Source organism: Sphingomonas sp. Leaf5 (assembly GCF_001421155.1).
Taxonomy (GTDB): Bacteria; Pseudomonadota; Alphaproteobacteria; order Sphingomonadales; family Sphingomonadaceae; genus Sphingomonas.
This window is the reverse complement of sequence record NZ_LMJZ01000023.1, coordinates 101157-120567: the sequence shown is the minus strand read 5'-3', so window position 1 is coordinate 120567 and position 19411 is coordinate 101157. Positions and strand designations below refer to the sequence as shown.

General features: G+C 67.7%; 21 protein-coding genes. 11 read left to right on the top strand and 10 right to left on the bottom strand.

Annotated elements, in window-relative coordinates; all coding sequences use genetic code 11:
• The first annotated feature begins 29 nt into the window (after nt 1–29).
• The 4 genes from ASE50_RS16010 to ASE50_RS15995 all read left to right on the top strand — a co-directional run bounded on the left by ASE50_RS16010 (nt 30) and on the right by ASE50_RS15995 (nt 2456).
• Complete coding sequence (locus tag ASE50_RS16010; protein ID WP_056402818.1) at nt 30–425, top strand: surface-adhesin E family protein; 396 nt, start codon at nt 30–32, stop codon at nt 423–425.
• Nucleotides 398–946, top strand: coding sequence for a GNAT family N-acetyltransferase (locus ASE50_RS16005; RefSeq protein WP_056402816.1), 549 nt, complete (start codon nt 398–400; stop codon nt 944–946). Before ASE50_RS16010 ends, ASE50_RS16005 begins: the two co-directional genes overlap by 28 nt.
• Nucleotides 943–2010, top strand: a complete 1068-nt coding sequence (gene aroC, locus ASE50_RS16000) for a chorismate synthase (protein WP_056402814.1) — start codon at nt 943–945, stop codon at nt 2008–2010. The genes ASE50_RS16005 and aroC overlap by 4 nt, the downstream gene beginning before the upstream one ends.
• A 128-nt stretch (nt 2011–2138) precedes the next feature.
• On the top strand, nt 2139–2456 hold the full coding sequence (locus ASE50_RS15995) for a hypothetical protein (RefSeq protein WP_056402810.1): 318 nt from the start codon (nt 2139–2141) through the stop codon (nt 2454–2456).
• A gap of 211 nt (nt 2457–2667) precedes the next feature.
• Here the strand turns inward: ASE50_RS15995 and ASE50_RS15990 are convergent, their stop codons facing one another.
• On the bottom strand, nt 2668–3957 hold the full coding sequence (locus ASE50_RS15990; protein WP_056402807.1) for an adenylosuccinate synthase: 1290 nt from the start codon (nt 3955–3957) through the stop codon (nt 2668–2670).
• Nucleotides 3958–3995: 38 nt separating this feature from the next.
• Entirely contained in the window at nt 3996–4442 is a 447-nt protein-coding gene (locus tag ASE50_RS15985) for a hemerythrin domain-containing protein (protein WP_056402805.1), read from the bottom strand.
• Nucleotides 4443–4578: 136 nt separating this feature from the next.
• Between ASE50_RS15985 and ASE50_RS15980 the strand changes: the two genes are divergently transcribed.
• Both ASE50_RS15980 and treF read left to right on the top strand, forming a co-directional pair.
• Nucleotides 4579–5580, top strand: a complete 1002-nt coding sequence (locus tag ASE50_RS15980) for a fumarylacetoacetate hydrolase family protein (RefSeq protein ID WP_056402801.1) — start codon at nt 4579–4581, stop codon at nt 5578–5580.
• 1 nt (nt 5581) lies between these two features.
• The gene (treF, locus tag ASE50_RS15975) at nt 5582–7144 is read left to right on the top strand and encodes an alpha,alpha-trehalase TreF (RefSeq protein ID WP_056402795.1); all 1563 of its coding nucleotides are present in this window, start codon (nt 5582–5584) and stop codon (nt 7142–7144) included.
• Between the two features lie 374 nt (nt 7145–7518).
• On the opposite strand, the gene ASE50_RS15970 is transcribed toward treF, so the two are convergent.
• From ASE50_RS15970 to ASE50_RS15960, 3 genes are all read right to left on the bottom strand, one after another.
• Entirely contained in the window at nt 7519–8790 is a 1272-nt protein-coding gene (locus ASE50_RS15970) for an Hsp70 family protein (RefSeq protein ID WP_056402790.1), read from the bottom strand.
• A gap of 94 nt (nt 8791–8884) precedes the next feature.
• Nucleotides 8885–9073, bottom strand: a complete 189-nt coding sequence (locus ASE50_RS15965; RefSeq protein ID WP_056402783.1) for a YbdD/YjiX family protein — start codon at nt 9071–9073, stop codon at nt 8885–8887.
• Nucleotides 9057–11141, bottom strand: coding sequence for a carbon starvation CstA family protein (locus ASE50_RS15960; RefSeq protein WP_056402780.1), 2085 nt, complete (start codon nt 11139–11141; stop codon nt 9057–9059). The genes ASE50_RS15965 and ASE50_RS15960 overlap by 17 nt, the downstream gene beginning before the upstream one ends.
• A gap of 228 nt (nt 11142–11369) precedes the next feature.
• Between ASE50_RS15960 and ASE50_RS15955 the strand changes: the two genes are divergently transcribed.
• Nucleotides 11370–11831 carry a low molecular weight protein-tyrosine-phosphatase gene (locus tag ASE50_RS15955; RefSeq protein ID WP_056402976.1) on the top strand — a complete coding sequence of 154 codons (462 nt, stop codon included), beginning with the start codon at nt 11370–11372 and terminating at the stop codon, nt 11829–11831.
• A gap of 117 nt (nt 11832–11948) precedes the next feature.
• Here ASE50_RS15955 and ASE50_RS15950 read toward each other — a convergent pair whose 3' ends face one another.
• Genes ASE50_RS15950 through ASE50_RS15935 form a run of 4 tightly spaced genes read right to left on the bottom strand, consistent with a single transcriptional unit; the run spans nt 11949 to nt 14656 of the window.
• Nucleotides 11949–12575 (bottom strand): DUF1190 domain-containing protein, encoded by a 627-nt coding sequence (locus tag ASE50_RS15950; protein ID WP_056402776.1) that lies wholly within the window; start codon nt 12573–12575, stop codon nt 11949–11951.
• An 11-nt stretch (nt 12576–12586) separates the two neighbouring features.
• The gene (locus ASE50_RS15945; protein ID WP_056402773.1) at nt 12587–13000 is read right to left on the bottom strand and encodes a DUF350 domain-containing protein; all 414 of its coding nucleotides are present in this window, start codon (nt 12998–13000) and stop codon (nt 12587–12589) included.
• Nucleotides 13001–13016: 16 nt separating this feature from the next.
• Complete coding sequence (locus ASE50_RS15940) at nt 13017–13655, bottom strand: DUF2491 family protein (RefSeq protein ID WP_200909566.1); 639 nt, start codon at nt 13653–13655, stop codon at nt 13017–13019.
• Nucleotides 13652–14656 (bottom strand): potassium channel family protein, encoded by a 1005-nt coding sequence (locus ASE50_RS15935; protein ID WP_056402771.1) that lies wholly within the window; start codon nt 14654–14656, stop codon nt 13652–13654. Before ASE50_RS15935 ends, ASE50_RS15940 begins: the two co-directional genes overlap by 4 nt.
• Before the next feature lie 97 nt (nt 14657–14753).
• On the opposite strand from ASE50_RS15935, the gene ASE50_RS15930 reads away from it, so the two are divergent.
• Genes ASE50_RS15930 through ASE50_RS15920 form a run of 3 tightly spaced genes read left to right on the top strand, consistent with a single transcriptional unit; the run spans nt 14754 to nt 17103 of the window.
• A complete protein-coding gene (locus ASE50_RS15930) occupies nt 14754–15185 on the top strand; it encodes a YjfI family protein (RefSeq protein ID WP_056402768.1) in 432 nt (143 codons plus the stop codon).
• 14 nt (nt 15186–15199) lie between these two features.
• Nucleotides 15200–15940, top strand: coding sequence for a PspA/IM30 family protein (locus ASE50_RS15925; RefSeq protein WP_056402764.1), 741 nt, complete (start codon nt 15200–15202; stop codon nt 15938–15940).
• The gene (locus ASE50_RS15920) at nt 15940–17103 is read left to right on the top strand and encodes a glutathionylspermidine synthase family protein (RefSeq protein ID WP_056402761.1); all 1164 of its coding nucleotides are present in this window, start codon (nt 15940–15942) and stop codon (nt 17101–17103) included. Before ASE50_RS15925 ends, ASE50_RS15920 begins: the two co-directional genes overlap by 1 nt.
• A gap of 248 nt (nt 17104–17351) precedes the next feature.
• Here the strand turns inward: ASE50_RS15920 and ASE50_RS15915 are convergent, their stop codons facing one another.
• Nucleotides 17352–17663 carry a DUF167 domain-containing protein gene (locus ASE50_RS15915; RefSeq protein ID WP_056402968.1) on the bottom strand — a complete coding sequence of 104 codons (312 nt, stop codon included), beginning with the start codon at nt 17661–17663 and terminating at the stop codon, nt 17352–17354.
• A gap of 75 nt (nt 17664–17738) precedes the next feature.
• Here ASE50_RS15915 and ASE50_RS15910 point away from each other — a divergent pair, with 75 nt between their 5' ends.
• Nucleotides 17739–19409, top strand: a complete 1671-nt coding sequence (locus ASE50_RS15910; RefSeq protein WP_056402758.1) for an MFS transporter — start codon at nt 17739–17741, stop codon at nt 19407–19409.
• Nucleotides 19410–19411 lie beyond the last annotated feature (2 nt).

The window sequence follows — 19411 nt, the reverse complement described above, 5'->3', positions numbered from 1 at the left end:
GGTAAGGTAGGTCAACGGGGGGCTGTTCGATGGTGACGACCGCATTGACGGTGTTAACGATGCTCATGGTGGCGCAGGACGACAATCCGTGGCGCAAGGTGGCGACGGCAGATACCGGCGCTATCTGGTCCGTCAGGGCCAATGATCTCGCTAACGAAGGGGAAATGAATCCCGTTTTCTGGGCGACGGCGGACTATAGCGCCGATCGAACGGTACGGGTCCGATCGTCGAAACGGCGTTTCGCCATCGACTGCGCTGCGGCCACTTATCAGGTGCTCGCGAATATCGATTACGATCCGCAAGGCAATGTCGTCGACAGCACCAACGAAGCTGCAAATCGCTACCGCCATCGGCCGATCGCGCCGGAAACGATCGGCGAGGAGCTGGCGAAGGCGGCATGTCCGACCGGAAAATACGGCGGATGAAGCATCCGGCGGTGATCCGCGCGGCGACCGGGGCCGACGCACCGGTGGTCGATGCGCTGCTGCGCACCTGTTTCCCGCGCGACGAAGAGGCGCGGCTGGTCCAGCAACTGGCGATCGACGGCGATCTGGTGCTGGTGCTGGTCGCCGAGGATGACGACGCGGTGGTCGGCATGATCGCCGCCAGCCGGATGCAGGTGGCCGCCGACACGCGCGAGGTCGCTGCGGTGGCGATCGCACCGCTGGCCGTGGTGCGTGCGGCGCGGGGGCAGGGGGTCGGCGAGGCACTGGTCGCCGCCGCCATTGCCCATCTGCGCAGCGCCGGGGTCGAGCTGGCATTCGTGCTCGGCGATCCGGATTATTATGGCCGCTTCGGGTTCGATGCGGCAACGGCGCGCGGGTTCGACAGCCCTTATGCCGGTGAGAATTTTCTGGGCATCCGCCTGAACGACGGACCGTGCGTCCACACACCCGGCGCGGCGACCCATGCCCGTGCCTTTGCGGCGTTGGGGGAAGACGCATGAGCCACAACAGCTTCGGTCATCTGTTCCGCTTCACGACATGGGGCGAAAGCCATGGCCCGGCGCTGGGTGCGGTCGTCGACGGATGTCCGCCGGGACTGCGCCTGAGCGAGGCGGATATCCAGCCGTTCCTCGACGCGCGGCGGCCGGGCACCAGCCGCTTCACCACCCAGCGGCGCGAGCCGGATGCGGTGCGAATCCTGTCGGGGGTGTTCGAGGGGCGGACGACGGGGACGCCGATCAGCCTGATGATCGAGAATGTCGACCAGCGATCGAAGGATTATTCGGACGTCGCCAAGGCGTATCGCCCCGGTCATGCCGATTATGCCTATGACGCCAAATACGGCTTTCGCGACTATCGCGGCGGCGGGCGGTCGTCGGCGCGCGAGACGGCGGCGCGGGTCGCGGCGGGTGCGGTGGCGCGGCTGGTCATCCCCGAAGTGACGATCACCGCATGGGTCGAATCGATCGGCGGCGATGCGATCGACCCGGCGGCGTTCGATGTGGCCGAGATCGGCCGCAACCCGTTTTTCTGTCCCGATGCGGCGGCGGCGTTGCGCTGGGAGGCGCTGGTCGACGGCGCGCGCAAGGCCGGGTCGTCGCTGGGTGCGGTCGTCGCCTGTCGTGCCGAGGGCGTGTCGGCAGGCTGGGGCGCGCCGCTCTATGCCAAGCTGGATGCCGAACTGGCGAGCGCGGCCATGTCGATCAATGCGGTCAAGGGCGTGGAGATTGGCGACGGCTTCTCGGCGGCCGCGCTGTCGGGCGAGGCCAATGCCGATCCGATGCGGCCGGGCGAGGGCGGGCCGGCGTTCCTTGCCAACCATGCCGGCGGCATCGCTGGCGGCATTTCGACCGGACAGCCGGTGACGTTGCGGGTCGCGTTCAAGCCGACCAGTTCGATCCTGACGCCCGTCGAGACGATCGGCCCCGATGGGCAGGCGGCAACGATCGCGACCAAGGGACGGCATGATCCCTGTGTCGGCATTCGCGGCGTACCGGTGGTCGAGGCGATGGTCGCGCTGGTGCTGGCCGATCAGAAACTGCGGCACCGCGGGCAGGTCGGCTGATGGCCGATCGCCGCTGAGCCACGGTCCGGCGCAGGAATGACCATATTTTACGATGGGTTGAGTGAAGCGGATGGACCCTTCGGGCCGTTCGCGACTTGAGTCCCCTGCTTGATGCAAGGAGACACTCGATGCGCAAGACCATTTTCGCGAGCCTGCTGATCCTGGGCGGGGCCACCGCCGCCGTCGCGCAGGTGCCGACGACCCAGACCCAACCGACGTCGCCGAACAGCGTACCCGGCACGGTCGACCCGGCGCGCCCGACCCAGCCGATGCCGCAGACGACCGGTCCGACCAACCCGGTACCTACCGATCCGACTGGGCCGGGTGAAACGACGACCGATGGCACGACGACGGGCACCACCGCCACGACCGACGACACCATGTCGCCGAGCACGGGTGATGCAACGACGACCAAGCCGCCGGGCAAGGTACGCAAGCCGCGCTGATCGGCTGATTTGGCGAAAAGGCCCGTCCGGGGTGATCCGGGCGGGCCTTTTGCTGTCTCATGCCCCGCCAGCCTGCCCCGTTGGCTTCGAGCCGGTCGAGAACCGAAGTCGGGAAGGGGTTACGCCACACAAGGCGTTCTCGACGGACGCTTCTCGACTTCGCTCGAAGCTGCTCGAACCGAGCGGGCGTGGGTGGGTAACGGCGAAGGCGTCAGTCGGCGAACGGATCGCGCACGAGGATCGTGTCGTCGCGTTCCGGGCTGGTCGATACCAGCGTCACCGGGCACTGGATCAACTCCTCGATCCGGCGGATATATTTGATCGCCTGTGCCGGCAGTTCGGCCCAGCTGCGCGCGCCGGCGGTCGATTCCGACCAGCCGGGCATGGTTTCGTAGACCGGCTCCACCTTCGCCTGATCGGCGGCGTGCGGCGGGAAATAGTCGAGCACCTGATCGCCCAGCCGATAGCCGGTGCAGATCGCCACTTCCTCGAACCCGTCGAGCACGTCGATCTTGGTCAGGGCGATGCCGGTGATGCCGCCGACCGCCGCCGCCTGTCGTACCAGCACGCTGTCGAACCAGCCGCAGCGACGCTTGCGGCCGGTCACCGTGCCGAATTCATGGCCGCGTACGCCGAGCCGCTCGCCGGTTTCGTTCTCCAGTTCGGTCGGGAACGGGCCGGAGCCGACGCGGGTCGTATAGGCCTTGGCGATGCCCAGCACGAAGCCGACCGCGCCCGGACCCATGCCCGAACCGCCGGCGGCGGTGCCGGCGATGGTGTTGGACGAGGTGACGAAGGGATAGGTGCCGTGGTCGATATCGAGCAGCACGCCCTGCGCCCCTTCGAACAGGATGCGCTTGCCGGTCGCCTTCGCCTGCGCCAGCACGCGCCACACCGGCTGGGCATAGGGCAGGACGAAATCGGCGATCTCGCGCAGTTCGGCGATCAGCCGTGCCCGGTCGACCGGCGGTTCGCCGAAGCCGGCGCGCAACGCGTCGTGATGCGCGGTCAGGCGGTCGAGCTGCGCTTCGAGATCGTCGAGATGGGCAAGGTCGCAGACGCGGATCGCACGGCGACCGACCTTGTCCTCATAGGCCGGGCCGATGCCGCGACGGGTGGTGCCGATCTTGCCGGCCCCGCTCGCATCCTCGCGCAGGCCGTCGAGGTCGCGGTGGAAGGGCAGGATCAGGGTACACGTCTCGGCGATCATCAACGTGTCGGGGGTGACCGAGACGCCCTGTTCACGCAGCCGTTCGATTTCGGCCTTCAGCGCCCATGGATCGAGGACGACACCGTTGCCGACGATCGACGGCGTGCCGCGGACGATGCCAGAGGGGAGCAGCGACAGTTTGTAGACGGTGCCGCCGACGACCAGCGTGTGGCCGGCGTTATGGCCGCCCTGAAACCGCACGACCATGTCGGCGCGCTCCGCCAGCCAGTCGACGATCTTTCCCTTGCCCTCGTCACCCCATTGGGCGCCGATCACCGCTACGTTCGCCACGTCCTGAAACCCTCATGCCTGTCGGTATCGGCGCTGCACTAGGCCCCTCGCGCGGCCACGTCCACCTTGGCGACGGATCGCGTGTCAGGAATGTGACGATAGAGTTCGGCTTCCTCGCGCCGGATGCGTTCGCCCAGCCGGGCATACAGCATGCGGGTGTCGCGTTCGAAGCCGTCGGGGTCGCGCTGGATGCGTTCGGCGGTCCAGTCGAGCATATAGCCCTTGAACGTATCGGCCAGCCCGCCGAGTTCGGTGGCGAACCGGTCGGCCAGTTCCGCCGTTTTCCGGTCCGCGCTGCGCCGGAGCATGGGGTAGAGGACGCGGTCCTCGGTCGCGAGATGGGCGAACAGCTGCCGGCTGAGCGACCAGCGTGTCGTCGCGATCGATGCCTGATCGATCGGTCGCGCCTCGGCATGGCGGAGGAGATCGGCGGCCACCGACGCCAGTTGCAGATGTTCGCGGATCAAATCTTCGGCGCGGAGCATGACGGCGGTCCTGCGAATGGGCGACCGGCTTTTGATATGCCCAACGGGTTAAGAAACGGTGCGGCCCGGCCCTCGACATCGCTGGTGCGGGCGCGCAGAACCGGGACACAAGAACAACGATCAGGAGAGCGCATCCATGAAACTCGCCAGCCTCAAGCACGGCCGGGACGGTCGGCTGGTCGTCGTGTCGAGCGACCTTGCCTGGTATGCCGATGCGAGCGCGATCGTGCCGACGTTGCAGGCGGCACTGGACGATTGGGACCGGGTCGAGGGCGACCTGCGCAACCTTGCCACCGATCTCGACCATGACGTGATCCCCAAGGACCGGTTCCACGAACGCGAGGCCGCGTCGCCGCTGCCGCGCGCGTATCAATGGGCGGACGGATCGGCCTATGTGAACCATGTCGCGCTGGTGCGGCAGGCGCGCGGGGCGGAGATGCCCGACAGCTTCTGGCACGATCCGCTGATGTATCAGGGCGGGTCGGACGGCTTTCTCGGCCCCCGCGACCCGATCCCGGCGGGCGACGATGGCTGGGGTCTGGATTTCGAGGGCGAGGTGGTGGTGGTCACCGGCGACGTCGCCATGGGCGCTTCGCGCGAGGCGGCGCTGGCGGCGGTGCGGCTGGTCGGGCTGACCAACGACGTGTCGCTGCGCGGGCTGATCCCGGGCGAACTGGCCAAGGGGTTCGGATTCTTCCAGTCGAAGCCGGCATCGGCATTTTCGCCGGTGTTCGTCACCCCCGATGCGCTGGGCGATTGGTGGCAGGACGGCAAGCTGCACCGCAAGCTGAACGTCGACCTGAACGGGCAGCCATTCGGGCGGGCGGACGCGGGCGAGGACATGACTTTCGATTTCGGCACACTGATCGCCCATGCCGCGAAAACACGCGCGCTGGGTGCCGGCACGATCATCGGGTCGGGCACGGTGTCGAACCGCGATGCCGATGGCGGACCGGGCAAGCCGGTGGCCGGGGGCGGGGTCGGATATTCGTGTCTGGCCGAGATCCGCACGGTCGAAACGATCCATGGCGGCAAGGCGGAGACGCCGTTCCTGAAGGCCGGCGACACCGTCCGCATCTGGGCCGAGGATGATCGGCATCACCCGATCTTCGGCGTGATCGAACAGACGGTGGCGTGAGATGCGGCACCGGTATCGCCTGTTGCTGCCGTTGCTGCTGGCCGGATGCGCTGCGTCCGGTCAGGCACCGCCGGTCGCCGTCACGGCCCCGGCGGCGGGGGTGGCGACCCCGGCCGACCGGTTCGGGCCGTTGTTCGAAGCGGTGCAGATGCGGCGCATCTTTCCCGACGGCAAGACCTTCGTCGATGCGGTGCCCAAGCGCGCCGATGCCGCGATCCTTGCCGATTTCCGGCGCGGCGATTTCCGGGACGATGCGGCGCTCAAGGCGTTCGTGCTGGCCAATTTTGACGTGCCGGGGCTGCTGCCGGTGCCCGAGTCCGATCACGGCCCGCGCCTGCCGATCGAGCGGCATATCGCCGATCTGTGGCCGCATCTAACCCGCGAACCGGTGGCACCGCCGCCGGGGTCGAGCGCACTGGCGGTATCCGACCGGTTCGTGGTGCCGGGTGGGCGGTTCCGGGAGATGTATTACTGGGACAGCTATTTCACGATGCTGGGTCTGGCTGCCGACAACCGCCAGGACCTGATCGAATCGATGGTCGCGGCGTTCACCGATCTGGTCGAGCGATACGGCCATGTGCCCAACGGCACGCGCAGCTATTATCTCAGCCGGTCGCAGCCGCCGTTCCTGTACCTGATGATGGGCCTGTCGAAGGAAACCGACCCGGCGGTGCTGGCGCGGCGGGTGGCGGCGCTGAAGCGCGAACATGCGTTCTTCACCGCGCCCGGGCGGTCGGCGACGCTGCCCGACGGAGCGGTGCTGCAACATTATTGGGATGCGCGGACCACGCCACGCGACGAATCGTGGCGCGAGGATGTTGAGACGGCAAAGGCCAGCGGCCGGCCGGTGGCGGAGGTGTATCGTGAGCTGCGCGCCGGGGCGGAGAGCGGCTGGGACTTTTCGTCACGCTGGCTGGCCGATGGCACCACGTTGACGACGATCGACACGACCAACATCCTGCCGGCCGACCTCAACAGCCTGTTGTGGGGCATGGAGCGGGCAATCGCCGATGGTGCGGCGAAGACCGGCGACGCGGCGACGGCGCGGGACTTTGCCGACCGGGCGGCGAAGCGTGGGGCGGCGATCGAACGCTGGCTGTGGAGCGAGGCCGATGGGCGCTATGGCGATTACGACGTCAAGCGTCGGCAGCTTCGTGGCGGGGTGACGGCGGCAACCGCCTATCCGCTGTTCGTCGGGCTGACGACCGGCGCGCGGGCGGCGCGGGTGGCGCACACGATCGAGCGGCAGTTGCTGGCACCGGGCGGGCTGCGATCGACGCTGGTCGATACCGGACAGCAATGGGACAAGCCCAATGGCTGGGCCCCGCTGCAATGGATCGCGGTCAGCGGACTGGACCGGACCGGGCACAAGCGGTTGGCGGACACGATTTCGCAGCGGTTTCTGGCGAGCGTCGCGCGGGAATATGCGGCGTCGGGCAAGCTGGTCGAGAAATATGACGTCGAGGAGGTCCGGCCGGGCGGGGGTGGCGAATATCCGCTGCAGGACGGGTTCGGGTGGACCAATGGGGTCACGCGGGCGCTGATGGTGCGGGCCGGGCGGTAGGTTTTCGGCCAAAGGTCACGAAAGTCACACTTGCGGCGTGGTTGTGGTGGGTGTGGTTGACGATTTTTGCGAACGTCGCGTGCTCAGCCACAGATTGACGGTACCCCCGCGCAGGCGGGGGTCCAGGGACACATGCGCAAGTCGCTGTTTTACTTGGCTCTGGACCCCCGCCTGCGCGGGGGTACGGTGGATTGGTGGCGCAGCGCACGGTGTGCGCGGAGGTCTCAACTTGCCATGGAGCGACGCTTTCCACCCGGCCGCGAGGAAGAAGCGGGACCCCGGATCAGGTCCGGGGTGACGTTGTGGGTTGGGCGTGGGGCGGACCTGTCAAAGAGCGGTTCGGGTCTGGCAGGCTGCGCCGCTGTAGGAAAGGCCTACGCCGTCCATGCGGCGGCGTCGTCCTGCTGGCCGATCAGCGCGAGGCCGTGGGCGACCGAGGTCAGTTCGTTGCCCGAGGCCAGCCGGTCCTGCCCGAACCGGTCGGCGAAGGCGCGGCGGATGGCGGGGGTGAGCGAGGTGCCGCCGGTCAGGAACACGCGGTCGATCGCGCTGGCCGCCAGCCCGGCGGCGTCGAGCGCGCGGTCGACGGTCGCCATGATGCGGGCGAGGTCGTCGGCGATCCAGTGCTCGAACTGGTCACGGGTCACCTCCGCCTCGATCGCGATGCCGCCCCCTTCGAAGCTGAAGGTGGCGGCGTTACCCTTCGACAGGGCGCGCTTCACCTGTCCGACCGCGTCGTAGAGGGGATAGCCCTGTTCGCCCTCGATCACCGCGATCATCCGTTCGATCGCGTCGGGATCGGTCGCGGCACGGCGCAGTTTGTCGAGTTCGGCCATGGTCTTGCGGTTGCGCATCAGCGCGAGGCGCGACCAGTCGGTGAAGTCGGTGAAATGGCCCGCCGGGATTTCCAGCACCTTGTCGAACGAGCGATAGGTGCCGCCCTTGCCGAGCAGCGGCAGGACCAGTTTGTCGAGGATGCGGCGGTCGAACTGGTCGCCGGCGATGCCGATCCCGGCATGGCCGAGCGGTTGGGCGCGACGGTCGGCACCGGGCGCTTCGAGGCGGACCACCGAAAAGTCGCTGGTACCGCCGCCGAAATCGGCGACGAGGATGGTGGCGGCTTCGCTGAGCGTCGCGGCATGGCTGAACGCGGCCCCGAGCGGTTCGTAGACATAGAGGATTTCGGCACCCAGCGCGGCGAACATCGCATCGTAGCGCTGACGGGCGAGTGCTTCGTCGGGGCGGTGGCCGGCATAGGTGATCGGGCGGCCGACGACGATCCGCTTCGCGTTGGTAAGGGCACCCTGCGCGCGGGCCGCCAGCCGGTCGAGAAAGGCGCGGCCGAGATCCTCGAACCGGTAGCGTTTGGTGAAGATCGGCGCGGTGTCGAAGCTGGGGCTGGCCGCGACCGATTTGAACGATTGCAGGAATCGGCAACCCTCCGGGAAATGGAGATATTCGTCGATCGCCCATGGCCCGGCTTCGACCGCGATGCCACCGGGAACGTCGTCCTGCCAGAAGCACAGCGCCGAGCGGAAGACCGGATCGGCCCCGTCGGGACCGTCGAGCGGGACCAGCTGCGCATCGTCGGCCGTCGCGCGGGCGAGGACGGAATTGGTCGTGCCGAAATCTAGGCCGAGGGACATGGGGAAGCTCCGGGCAGCGGCGGGCCGCCGTACACCGGTTGCGCGGGTTTGTCTTCGGGAGTGTTGGGGTGCGGTTGCTTCCGGGAGGTGACCCTCAACAACAGCGCGGCGGGGAGCCGGGTCCGGTGCCGTAGCGCCGGGCGATCCGGTCGCGGTGAAATTCCTTCACGGTCATGACCGGTTCGTGCGGATGGTGCGCGGCGCGGTGGGCGACGTAGCGGTCGTAATCGGGCACGCCGACCATCAGCCGCGCACCCTCCGTCAGCCTATGCAGGAAGCGCATCGCCGACCTCCAGCGCGGTGGGGGTCGCCACCGCCTTCGCCTTGCGGATCGCGCCGATGCCGTAGCCGAGGACCGACAGCACGACGACGACGAACAGCACGCACAACGCGGCGTCGATACGGTCGTTGAGGATGATCCGCTGCATCTCCGCCGCCGTCTCGGCGGGGGCGAGGATCTCGCCGCGGGCCAGCGCGTCGGAAAACACCTGCGCATGGGCGAGGAAGCCGATCTTGGGATTGGCGTCGAACAGCTTCTGCCAGCCGGCGGTGAGCGTGCAGATCAGCAACCACGCGGTCGGGACCATCGTCACCCACGCATAGCGGTCGCGCTTCATCTTGAAGAGCAGGACGGTCGACAGGATCAGCGCGATGGCGGCGAGCATCTGGTTCGAAATGCCGAACAGCGGCCACAGCGTGTTGATGCCGCCCAGCGGATCGGTGACGCCGCTGTAGAGGAAATACCCCCATGCGGCGACGGCGAGCGCGGTGCCGATCAGATTGGGGCCGAGCTGCTGCGTCTCCTTCATCGCCGGAATGAAGCTGCCGAGCAGGTCCTGGATCATGAAGCGGGCGACGCGGGTGCCGGCATCTACCGTGGTCAGGATGAACAGCGCCTCGAACAAAATCGCGAAGTGATACCAGAAGGCCATCATCGCCGGCCCGCCGATCACCTGGCTGAGGATGTGCGCCATGCCGACCGCCAGCGTGGGCGCGCCGCCCGCGCGCGACAGGATGCTGCTTTCGCCGACGTCGCGCGCCAACTGGGTCAGCATGTCGGGGGTGACGACGAAGCCCCACTGCGCGATCGCCTGCGCCGCGCTCTGGGCGGTCGTGCCGATCAGCGCCGGCGGGGCGTTCATCGCGAAATAGACGGCGGGGTCGAGCACGCAGGCAGCGATCAGCGCCATGATCGCGACGAAGCTTTCGGTCAGCATCGCGCCATAGCCGATGAAGCGCAGATCGGCCTCGCTGGCGATCATTTTCGGCGTGGTGCCGCTGGCGATCAGCGCGTGGAAGCCCGACACGGCACCACAGGCAATGGTGATGAACAGGAACGGGAACAGCTTGCCCGAAAAAGCCGGGCCGGTGCCGTCGATGAAATGGGTCACCGCCGGCATCTCAAGGTCGGGACGGACGATCAGGATGCCGAGTGCGAGGCCGGCGATCACCCCGATCTTGAGGAAGGTCGACAGATAGTCGCGCGGGGCGAGCAGCAGCCAGACGGGGGCGACCGAGGCGACGAAGCCGTACGCCATCAGGATCAGCGCCAGCGCCGGCCCCGAATAGGTGAACATCGGCGCGAAGACCGGCGAATCGGCGACCGGCTCCCCGCCGACGATCGCCGCCATCAGCAGGACGAAGCCGATCACCGACATCTCGGCGATCTTGCCGGGCCGCAGGAAGCGGCCGTACAGCCCCATCAGCACCGCGATCGGAATGGTCGCGAAGACGGTGAAGGTGCCCCATGGGCTGCCGGTCAGCGCCTTGACCACCACCAGCGCCAGTACCGCCAGCAGGATGATCATGATCATCAGCACGCCGACCAGCGCGATGGTGCCGGGGATCAGCCCCATTTCGCTGCGGATCATGTCGCCCAGCGAGCGCGCGTCGCGCCGCGTCGAGAAATAGAGGATCAGGAAATCCTGCACCGCGCCCGCGAACACAACGCCCGCCAGCAGCCACAGCGTGCCGGGCAGATAGCCCATCTGCGCGGCGAGGACCGGGCCGACCAGCGGCCCTGCGCCGGCGATGGCGGCGAAATGGTGGCCGAACAACACGCCCTTGTGCGTCGGGACATAGTCGAGGCCGTCGTTCCGCCGCACCGCCGGGGTCGGGCGCGACGGGTCGACGCGCAGCACGCGGGTGGCGATGAACAGGCCGTAGAAGTGATAGGCGATGGCATAGACGCACAGCGCCGCGACCACGATCCACAGCGCGTTGACCGGTTCGCCGCGCATCAGCGCGATCCAGCCCAGCGCGACCGCACCGACGATCGCCACCGCCGCCCAGCCGATCCATTCGCCTGGCCGTTGCGGTGCGATCGGTGTGGTTGCTGCTACGGTCGCCATGCGACTCTCTCCCCCTGTTTGGGATACTATTGGCGTAAGGCGGTGGACGATGCCAAGGCTTTCGTACTCCCTTTCCGTTTGCTTCGAGCGGAGGTTCGAGCCCGTCGAGAACCGTAGTCGAGAAGGCGGTGCCGCAAGCGGGGAGTTCTCGACAGACGCTTCTCGACAAGCTCGAAGCTGCTCGAACCGAACGGGTTATCGGGGGTGGGTTCAGTGGAGATTATGATGATGCCGACCCACTCGTTTCTGCTCGTGTGTCTCGGCAATATCTGCCGCTCGCCGTTAGCGGAGGCGGCGTTGCGCGACGCGGCGGCGCGGGCCGGGGTGGCGATCGACGTCGACTCCGCCGGAACCGGCGCGTGGCATGTCGGCCATCCGCCCGACCCGCGGGCGCAGGCGGTGGCGCTCGCCCATGGCATCGACATATCGGGCTATCGCGCGCGGCAGGTCGAGGCGGCGGATTATCGGCGGTTCACTGATATCCTCGCGCTGGATCGCGACAATCTGGCGGAGGTGCGGCGGCGTGCGCCCAAGGATGCGACCGCGCGGATCGCGCTGTTGATGGATGCCGTGCCGGGGCGGAAGGGGCAGGCGGTCGCCGATCCCTATTACGGCGATGCGGCCGGGTTCGATGGGACGTGGGCCGAGGTGTCGGCAGCGGCGGCGGCGATCGTGGCGGGGTTGTGGTAGGACTGCTCCCCTCCCTGGCAGGGAGGGGCTGGGGGTGGGTTGGCCGGCGAGGGAAGGTGTCGCCAGCCAACGGGCCGACCCACCCCAACCCCTCCCTGCCAGGGAGGGGCTAGACGACTATCCCCCGAACGACCGCCCGCCGCCGCCCCAGCCGCCGCTCGACCGGGCGCTGATCCGGCCGCCGAAGCCGCCGCGCGAGACGACCGAACTGCGCGTCTGGATGCGCTGCGTCGTCACCGGGGTGGTGATCGCGTCGCGGCCGACCGAGTAGCGATAGCCGTTGCCATTGCCGAGATACGCGCCCGACCCGGTATACCAGCCGCCGTCCCGGTCGCGGCGGTCACGGTAGAGGCCGCCATAATTGTAGCGCGACGAATTGTTGTTGAGCAGCTGCCCGATCAGGAAGCCGGTCAGCAGCGGGGTGAAGAAGCTCTGTCCCCCTTCGCTGCGGCGCTGGCACTGGGCGGCGCCGAACTGTTCCTCGCACAGTTGCTGGCTGTCGAATCGGGGCGCGGCCTTCGCATCCTCGTTCACCGCCTTTTGCTGGGCGGCGGTGCAGGTGTCGCGGTCATATTGGCCGCTGTCGACGCATTGCTGGACGCTCTGGAACGCGGCGACCTCGGTCGGGGGGCCGAAGCGGGCCTGTTCGTTATTGTCGTCGCAACCGGACAGCATCGCGACGGCGCCGACGGCAGTCAGGCCAGCAGCGACCGAGCGTTTGCGGCGGGGGGGCTGGTTGGTCATGGAAGTACCCTTCAGTACGTCATCGACGCGGCGTTGAGCAGGCCGAGCCCGATCGACGTCGCCGCGCTGTAGATCGCGCTGGCGATATTTCCCTCCTCGATGCGGACGACCATGTCGCGCACGATCAGGCGGCGGACGATGAAGGCGGCGACGATCTGGATTACGCCAGCGAGCAGCGCCCAGGCGGTGAATTCGACCACGCTGACGGTGACGCTGAGCGCCGAGGCGAGGGGGAGGGCGAAGCCGATGATCGCGCCGCCCAGCGCGATGCCCGCCGCCGGATTGTTGGCGGCGATCAGCGCGCGTTCGTCATAGGGCGTCGATATCTGGTACAGCCATTTGAAGACGGTCAGGAACAGGCAGGCAAGGCCGAAGGCGATGATGAAGTGCAGCGCCCCGTCCAGAAAATATGCGACATCGAACATCCCGGTCCCCCTATGATCAGGCGTTGAATTCGGCGGGCAGCAGCGGCAGCCCGACCATGATTTCGTGCGTCAGGTCGCCGCCCTCGGGCTGCATGGCGATGGCGAGCAGCAGTTCCTGTCCCTCGGGCGCGATGTCGCGCGCATAGAGCATGCAGGCCTGCTTGATCTGCCGGACCGGGCGACCGGTGCGTTCGTAATAGACCGCCTCCCACAATTCGACGGGCGGCTGGCTGCGATCGTCCTCGGGATACCAGAATCGCTGGAAGCGGGCGAGGCCGGGTTCGTCCCAGACGGGTTGCGACAGGCGCTGGCGGAACGCACCGGTATCGGCCCAGTCGGTCGGATAGGTCGACGACCATGGCCGGAACAGCGTGAAATCGTCGGCGTCGGATCCGTCCGCCGACTGGCTGACCGCCTGTAGCATCAGTTCGTCGTCGGTGTAGAAGCGGTGGACATGGCTGCCATCGTCCAGACGGATGACGCCCTGCGCAGTGATTTCCAGCGTATCGCGCTCGAGGGTGAAGGCGGCACCGGTCAGCCGCCGCCATGCCAGCGCGTCGAGCCGGACCTGCCGCCCGATGGTGATGTTGCGGACCACCGCGACTGCCGAGGGTTCGTCCTTGGGAGCGCCGCCGAACAGGCTGCCGAATATCATGCCGCGATCCTTGTCCGGGCGATGTAGAACAGCCGGTCGCCGACCGCGATCCGACCGTCGGGGTCGAATACCGGCGAATGCTGCCCGGCGCCACAGCTGGCGACCAATATTCCGCCGCGCGTGCGCAGATCGCGGGCCGCGTCGTCGAAACTGCCGCCGGTGCGCGCGGTGGTGGCGTACAGCGTGCCGCCATCGTCGGTATGGCTGGCGAGTTGCGCGATCAGGCGGCTGGAACCGGGGTCGCTCAGTGCCTTCACCACCAGTTCGACGGTCGGGGTCAGCACCACCTCGACCTGCGGGCAATGGGCCGCCAGCAGACCGGCGGTATCGGGATCGCGCAGGAAGCAGACGACATGGCCGCTGTCGTTGAGCGCGGTGACCGCGAGCGTCGCCGCCAGCGTATCGGGATCGGACGGGCCATAGACGATGACGCGTTCGGCGGTCGCGACGCCGGCGCGGCGCAGGTCGGCCGGCGCGGTCAGCGAGGCGACGCGGACGAAGCGGTGCGTCGCGGCGTCGCCGGTCAGTTCCTGCGTCGCGACCAGCACCAGTTCATGCCCCTGCCCGTCGGCGACGATCTCGGCGATCATGCGCGGGGTGCGATCGGGGTCGTAGCCGACGAGGACGATATGGCCGCGCATCGCGCTATAGTCCCCCAGGCCCATGCGCCGCCGCCGCCAGCGCGCCGACACCCCGGCAAAGGCGCGGGCGATCGACACGGTGAACAGCGCGATCGCGCCGGGCATCACGAACAGCGCGGTGACGATCCGGCCCGCATCCGATTTCGGCGACAGGTCGCCATAGCCGACCGTCGAGGCGGTCGTCGCATACCAATAGAGATAGGCCGAGGGGTGCAGCAGGTCGCTTTCCCCGGCAAAGGCCAGCAATTCCCACGAGATGGTCATGTGCAGGACCAGCAGCGCGAGCAGCACGCCACGGTGCAGCTCGCTGGCCGCGAGATAGAGCCGCCTTAGATACCTGCCGAGACCGAATGACTTCATCCCCTGCCCATGCCCCCGCACCTTGCTTTTTGGTCGCGCCTTATGCTTGGGGTGTCAAGCGCGGCCAACACACCGGGCCGGCTTTTCGGAGGGATGGATGGACGAAGCACCCCGTAGCTGGACGAGCGCCGGACTGGCGCAGGCGTTGGGCGGACCCGATTATGCCGACGAACTGAGCGTCGAGCGGATCGAGCAGGCCGAACCCGTCCTGAAACTGACCATGCACCATTTCGGCGACCTTGCCATCTTCGCGTCGGTCGCGGGCGAGCAGATCGTCGTGTCGAGCCTGTTGTGGCCGGTCGACGAACAGTCGGAGCCCGACGCGTTCAACCGGTTCCTGCTGAAGACGCAGAAGCTGGTGCCGCTGTCGAATTTCGCCATCGCGGAAGTCGGCGGACGCGAATATTATGAGCTGGTGGGTGAGTTGTCGGTCGAATCGTCGCTGCATACCGTACTGATCGAACTGCGCGTGCTGGCGCAGAACGCGATCGAGGCGGCGTCGGAACTGCGCACCGAATTTGCCGCGTAACGGAAGGTAGGACGATGTCGATGTGGAAGAATCTGGTCGCGCTGGTGCGCGGCACCGCGCACGAAACCGGGCAGTCGATCGTCGATGCCAAGGCGCTGACGATCCTCGACCAGCAGATCCGCGATGCCGGATCGCTGCAGGCCAAGGCGCGCGACGACCTCGCGACGCTGACCGCCAAGCGGCGGATGATGGAAAAGGAACTGGAGGCGCTCACCTCGCAGCGCGACAAATATGAATCGTCGGCCCGCGCGGCGATGGCGCGTGGCGACATGGACCTCGCGCGCGAAGTCGCACAGCGGCTGGCGACGATCGAGCAGGAACAGTCGACCAAGACGCCGCAGATCGCCGACATGCGGTCGGCCGAGGACAAGATCCGCGGCATCATAAAGACCGGCGATGGCAAGATCGACGCGCTGCGTCGTGAGGTCGACGTGGTGCGCGCGAACGAGAGCGTGCAGAAGGCGCAGGCCTCGGTCGCCAGCAGCTATGGCGGTGCCACCGCGTCGCTGGGATCGGCGGCGGACAGCCTTGCCCGGCTGAAGGAGCGGCAGGCGGTACGTGAAGAGAAGTTCAAGGCGCAGGCCGAGCTGGAGGACATGCGCACCGGTGCCGATCTCGACGAGAAGCTGAAGGCCGCCGGGCTGCTGCCGGGCAATTCGAGCGCTGACGACATCCTCGCGCGCCTGTCGCAACCCAAGGACGCGCCGCGCCTGTCCGACGGGACGCGCGACGGCGGAACGATCGGGCGCGACTGATGGAACGCCGCTCGGTTGCCCCCCGTCCCGACTGGCGGGCGACCGCCGAGCGGATGGGATTCACCTTCCACCATCAGGACGGCGAGAAATATTGGGAGGAGGGGGCCTGGTACGCCTTCTCGCTCGATGAGGTCGAGCAGGGGATCGAGGCACCCAGCGTCGAGCTCCACGGCCTGTGCCGCGACCTGGTGGACGAGGTGGTCGGCAGCGAGGCGCTGATGCACCGGCTCGCCATTCCCGACGATATGCGCGACGTGGTGGCGGCGTCGTGGAAGGCACATGCTCCGTCGCTATACGGGCGGTTCGATTTCGCCTTCGACGGCAGCGGACCGGCGAAACTGCTGGAATATAACGCGGACACTCCGACCAGCATCTTCGAGACCGCGCTGTTCCAGTGGCAGTGGCTGGAGGATCGCATCGCCGACGGCACGCTGGCGCAAGGGGCGGACCAGTATAACCGACTGCACGATGCGCTGGTCGAACGCTTCGGTGCGCTCTTTACGAAGGGTAGCACGGTCCATTTCGCGTCGGTCGACGACCATGTCGAGGATCGCCAGACCGTCCGCTATCTCGAGGATGTCGCGCGGCACGCGGGGCTGGACCCGGCGTTCGTCGCGATCGACCGGATCGGGGTCGACGGTGACGGCGCGTTCGTCGATGGCGACGACGTGCTGATCGGCGCGCTGTTCAAGCTGTATCCGTGGGAGGATATGCTGCGCGAGCCGTACGCCAAGCAACTGGCGGCGACGAAGACGCTGTTCCTCGAACCGGCGTGGAAGGCGTTGCTGTCGAACAAGGGCATATTGCCGTTGCTGTGGCAGCGGCATCGCGGGCACCCGAATTTGCTGCCGGCGGCGTTTGCGGACGACGCAGCGGCGCTGGCGGAAATTGGCGATGCCTATGTGCGCAAGCCGATCTTTTCGCGTGAGGGCTGGGACATCGAATTGGTCGACGGCAGCGCCACTGCGCGTGGGCCGGAGGGCGGTTACGGCGAGGAAGGTCATGTCGTGCAGGCGCTGGCCCGGTTGCCGGTGTTCGACGGCAATCACGCGGTGGTCGGGTCATGGATCGTCGGCGACGACGCGGTCGCGCTGTCGGTGCGCGAGGATGACGGGCCGATCACCCGCGATCTGGCGCGGTTCGTACCGCATGCGATCGTTTGAGGTGGGGGTAGTGACACGCGTTCCGTCATTCCGGCGCAGGCCGGAATCCATGGACATGGTGATGTCGCGTTTCCTTCGATAGCGCCCGACACAATGGATCCCGGCCTTCGCCGGGATGACGGGGTGGACAGGGACGACGAGCAGGCAATTTCATCGTTCCCGCGCAGGCGGGAACCCATTGCCGCTGACAATTGCGATGGAGTCGCGACGTCGGCGTGTATGGATTCCCGCCTGCGCGGGAATGACGATTAAGGGATGAGTGTCCGCAACGCCGCTTCCAGCATCGCCGCATCCCCCGCAATCCGCAGCCTTTTCACCCGCCCCGTTTGCCCCGCGACCAGCGTCACCGCGCTACGCCCGACCCGCAGTTGCTTAGCGACGAACCGCACGACCTCGTCATTCGCCGTGCCGTCGACCGGCGGGGCGGCGACACGCAGGCCGAGTGCGGTCGCTTCGCCCTCCAGCGCCACGACGCCAGTCACCGCGGTCTTCGACGCTTTTGGCGTGGCGCGGATCGTCAGCGTCGCGCTGGTTGCGTCGAGGGTGAAGGGATCGCGCATCGCGTTCCCATCGCCGCCGCGCGGGTCCGACACAAGTCGCTTGGCACAAAGCGGCGCGCGACGCATTCATCGGCCATGGCATCCTCCCCCGTAACGACCGCGACGGCGACCCATAGCTCGCCGCTGTCGATCCCGATCTTTCGCGCCATCTGGATCGCGTCGATGGCGTCCAATTTCGGCGGGCTGATCCAGTCGGTCGGCGCGTCGTGGATGATGACGTCGCTGGCCGCGTCGCCGCAGATGATCGCGCTGGTGCAGGCGTCGACGACGCTGCCGATCATGTTGTTGTCGCTATGGGCCGGGGCGGTCGCCGACAATCTCGACCGGCGGCGGGTGATGCTGGCGGCGCAGGGGTTCATGCTGACCGTATCGGTCGCGCTGGCGGTGTGCGCGTGGATGGGGTTGCTGTCGCCATGGCTGCTGTTGTCGTTCACCTTTCTGATCGGTTGCGGGACCGCGATCAACGGGCCGGCATGGCAGGCATCGGTCGGCGACATGGTGCCGCGCAGCGTCCTGCCGAGTGCGGTCGCGCTCAATTCGATGGGCTTCAACATCGCGCGCAGCGTCGGCCCGGCGCTGGGCGGGGCGATCGTCGCGGTCGCGGGTGCGGCGGCGGCGTTCCTGACCAATGCGCTGAGCTATATCGGGCTGATCGCGGTGCTGGCGCGGTGGAATCCCGATTATGCTCCGCGCACGCTGCCGCGCGAGACGCTGGGCCTCGCGATGGCGGCGGGGGTCCGATATGTCCGCATGTCGCCCAGCTTGCGGACGGTGCTGATCCGCGCCGCGCTGTTCGGTGTCGCGGCAAGCGCGGTGCCGGCGATGATGCCGCTGGTGGCGCGCGACCTCGTCACCGGCGGGCCGCTGACCTATGGCGCGCTGCTGGGCGCATTCGGCGGGGGCGCTGTGATCGGCGCGCTGGGCAGCGTGCGGCTGCGCAAGCGCTGGGCGCCCGAGCGGCTGGTCCGCGTGGCGGCGACCGCACTGGCGAGCGGCGCGGCGATCGCGGCGGTCAGCCCGGTCTTGCCGCTGACGATGGCGGCGCTGGTGCTGGCCGGCGCGGGCTGGGTATCGGCGCTCAGCACCTTCAACGTATCGGTGCAGATGGCGGCACCGCGCTGGGTCGTGGCGCGCGCGCTGGCGCTGTACCAGATGGCGGCGTTCGGCGGCATGACGATCGGCAGCTGGCTGTTCGGGTCGGTCGCCGAAGGATCGGGGGTCCATATCGCGTTGCTGGCGGCGGCGGGGGTGCAGATGCTGAGCGTCGTTGCCGGGTTCAAACTGCCGCTGCGCGATATCGAAACCGCAAGCCTTGCGCCGCGCGGGTGGGAGACGCCCGATACCGAAGTACCGGTCGAGGCGCGATCGGGGCCGGTGGTGGTGACGATCGATTACCGGATCGCGCCGAAGGATGTCGTCGGTTTCCTGAACGTCATGAACGAACGCCGCCGCATCCGCCGCCGCGATGGCGCGCATCACTGGGCGTTGCTGCGCGACCTGAACGATCCCGAATTGTGGATCGAGCGCTATCATGTGTCGACGTGGCTGGAATATATTCGTCACAACCAGCGCCGGACCGAGGCCGATCATGCAAACAGCGTCGCGTTGCTGGCGCTGCACAGGGGCGACGGGCCGCCGCGCGTCCACCGGATGATCGAGCGTCAGACCGCCTCGCTGCCGGTCGCCCGCCTGCCGGGTCCGCGCGAACTGGCCGATCCGATGACCGACCCGACGCGGTCGAACTGATT

What these genes read in the sequence shown, in the direction of transcription:
- ASE50_RS16010 (WP_056402818.1), top strand. Translation starts at nt 30, where the DNA reads ATGGTGACGACCGCATTGACGGTGTTAACGATGCTCATGGTGGCGCAG.
- ASE50_RS16005 (WP_056402816.1), top strand. Translation starts at nt 398, where the DNA reads ATGTCCGACCGGAAAATACGGCGGATGAAGCATCCGGCGGTGATCCGC.
- aroC (WP_056402814.1), top strand. Translation starts at nt 943, where the DNA reads ATGAGCCACAACAGCTTCGGTCATCTGTTCCGCTTCACGACATGGGGC.
- ASE50_RS15995 (WP_056402810.1), top strand. Translation starts at nt 2,139, where the DNA reads ATGCGCAAGACCATTTTCGCGAGCCTGCTGATCCTGGGCGGGGCCACC.
- ASE50_RS15985 (WP_056402805.1), bottom strand. Translation starts at nt 4,442, where the DNA reads ATGCTCCGCGCCGAAGATTTGATCCGCGAACATCTGCAACTGGCGTCG.
- ASE50_RS15980 (WP_056402801.1), top strand. Translation starts at nt 4,579, where the DNA reads ATGAAACTCGCCAGCCTCAAGCACGGCCGGGACGGTCGGCTGGTCGTC.
- treF (WP_056402795.1), top strand. Translation starts at nt 5,582, where the DNA reads ATGCGGCACCGGTATCGCCTGTTGCTGCCGTTGCTGCTGGCCGGATGC.
- ASE50_RS15970 (WP_056402790.1), bottom strand. Translation starts at nt 8,790, where the DNA reads ATGTCCCTCGGCCTAGATTTCGGCACGACCAATTCCGTCCTCGCCCGC.
- ASE50_RS15965 (WP_056402783.1), bottom strand. Translation starts at nt 9,073, where the DNA reads ATGCGCTTCCTGCATAGGCTGACGGAGGGTGCGCGGCTGATGGTCGGC.
- ASE50_RS15960 (WP_056402780.1), bottom strand. Translation starts at nt 11,141, where the DNA reads ATGGCGACCGTAGCAGCAACCACACCGATCGCACCGCAACGGCCAGGC.
- ASE50_RS15955 (WP_056402976.1), top strand. Translation starts at nt 11,370, where the DNA reads ATGCCGACCCACTCGTTTCTGCTCGTGTGTCTCGGCAATATCTGCCGC.
- ASE50_RS15950 (WP_056402776.1), bottom strand. Translation starts at nt 12,575, where the DNA reads ATGACCAACCAGCCCCCCCGCCGCAAACGCTCGGTCGCTGCTGGCCTG.
- ASE50_RS15945 (WP_056402773.1), bottom strand. Translation starts at nt 13,000, where the DNA reads ATGTTCGATGTCGCATATTTTCTGGACGGGGCGCTGCACTTCATCATC.
- ASE50_RS15940 (WP_200909566.1), bottom strand. Translation starts at nt 13,655, where the DNA reads ATGATATTCGGCAGCCTGTTCGGCGGCGCTCCCAAGGACGAACCCTCG.
- ASE50_RS15935 (WP_056402771.1), bottom strand. Translation starts at nt 14,656, where the DNA reads ATGAAGTCATTCGGTCTCGGCAGGTATCTAAGGCGGCTCTATCTCGCG.
- ASE50_RS15930 (WP_056402768.1), top strand. Translation starts at nt 14,754, where the DNA reads ATGGACGAAGCACCCCGTAGCTGGACGAGCGCCGGACTGGCGCAGGCG.
- ASE50_RS15925 (WP_056402764.1), top strand. Translation starts at nt 15,200, where the DNA reads ATGTCGATGTGGAAGAATCTGGTCGCGCTGGTGCGCGGCACCGCGCAC.
- ASE50_RS15920 (WP_056402761.1), top strand. Translation starts at nt 15,940, where the DNA reads ATGGAACGCCGCTCGGTTGCCCCCCGTCCCGACTGGCGGGCGACCGCC.
- ASE50_RS15915 (WP_056402968.1), bottom strand. Translation starts at nt 17,663, where the DNA reads ATGCGCGATCCCTTCACCCTCGACGCAACCAGCGCGACGCTGACGATC.
- ASE50_RS15910 (WP_056402758.1), top strand. Translation starts at nt 17,739, where the DNA reads ATGGCATCCTCCCCCGTAACGACCGCGACGGCGACCCATAGCTCGCCG.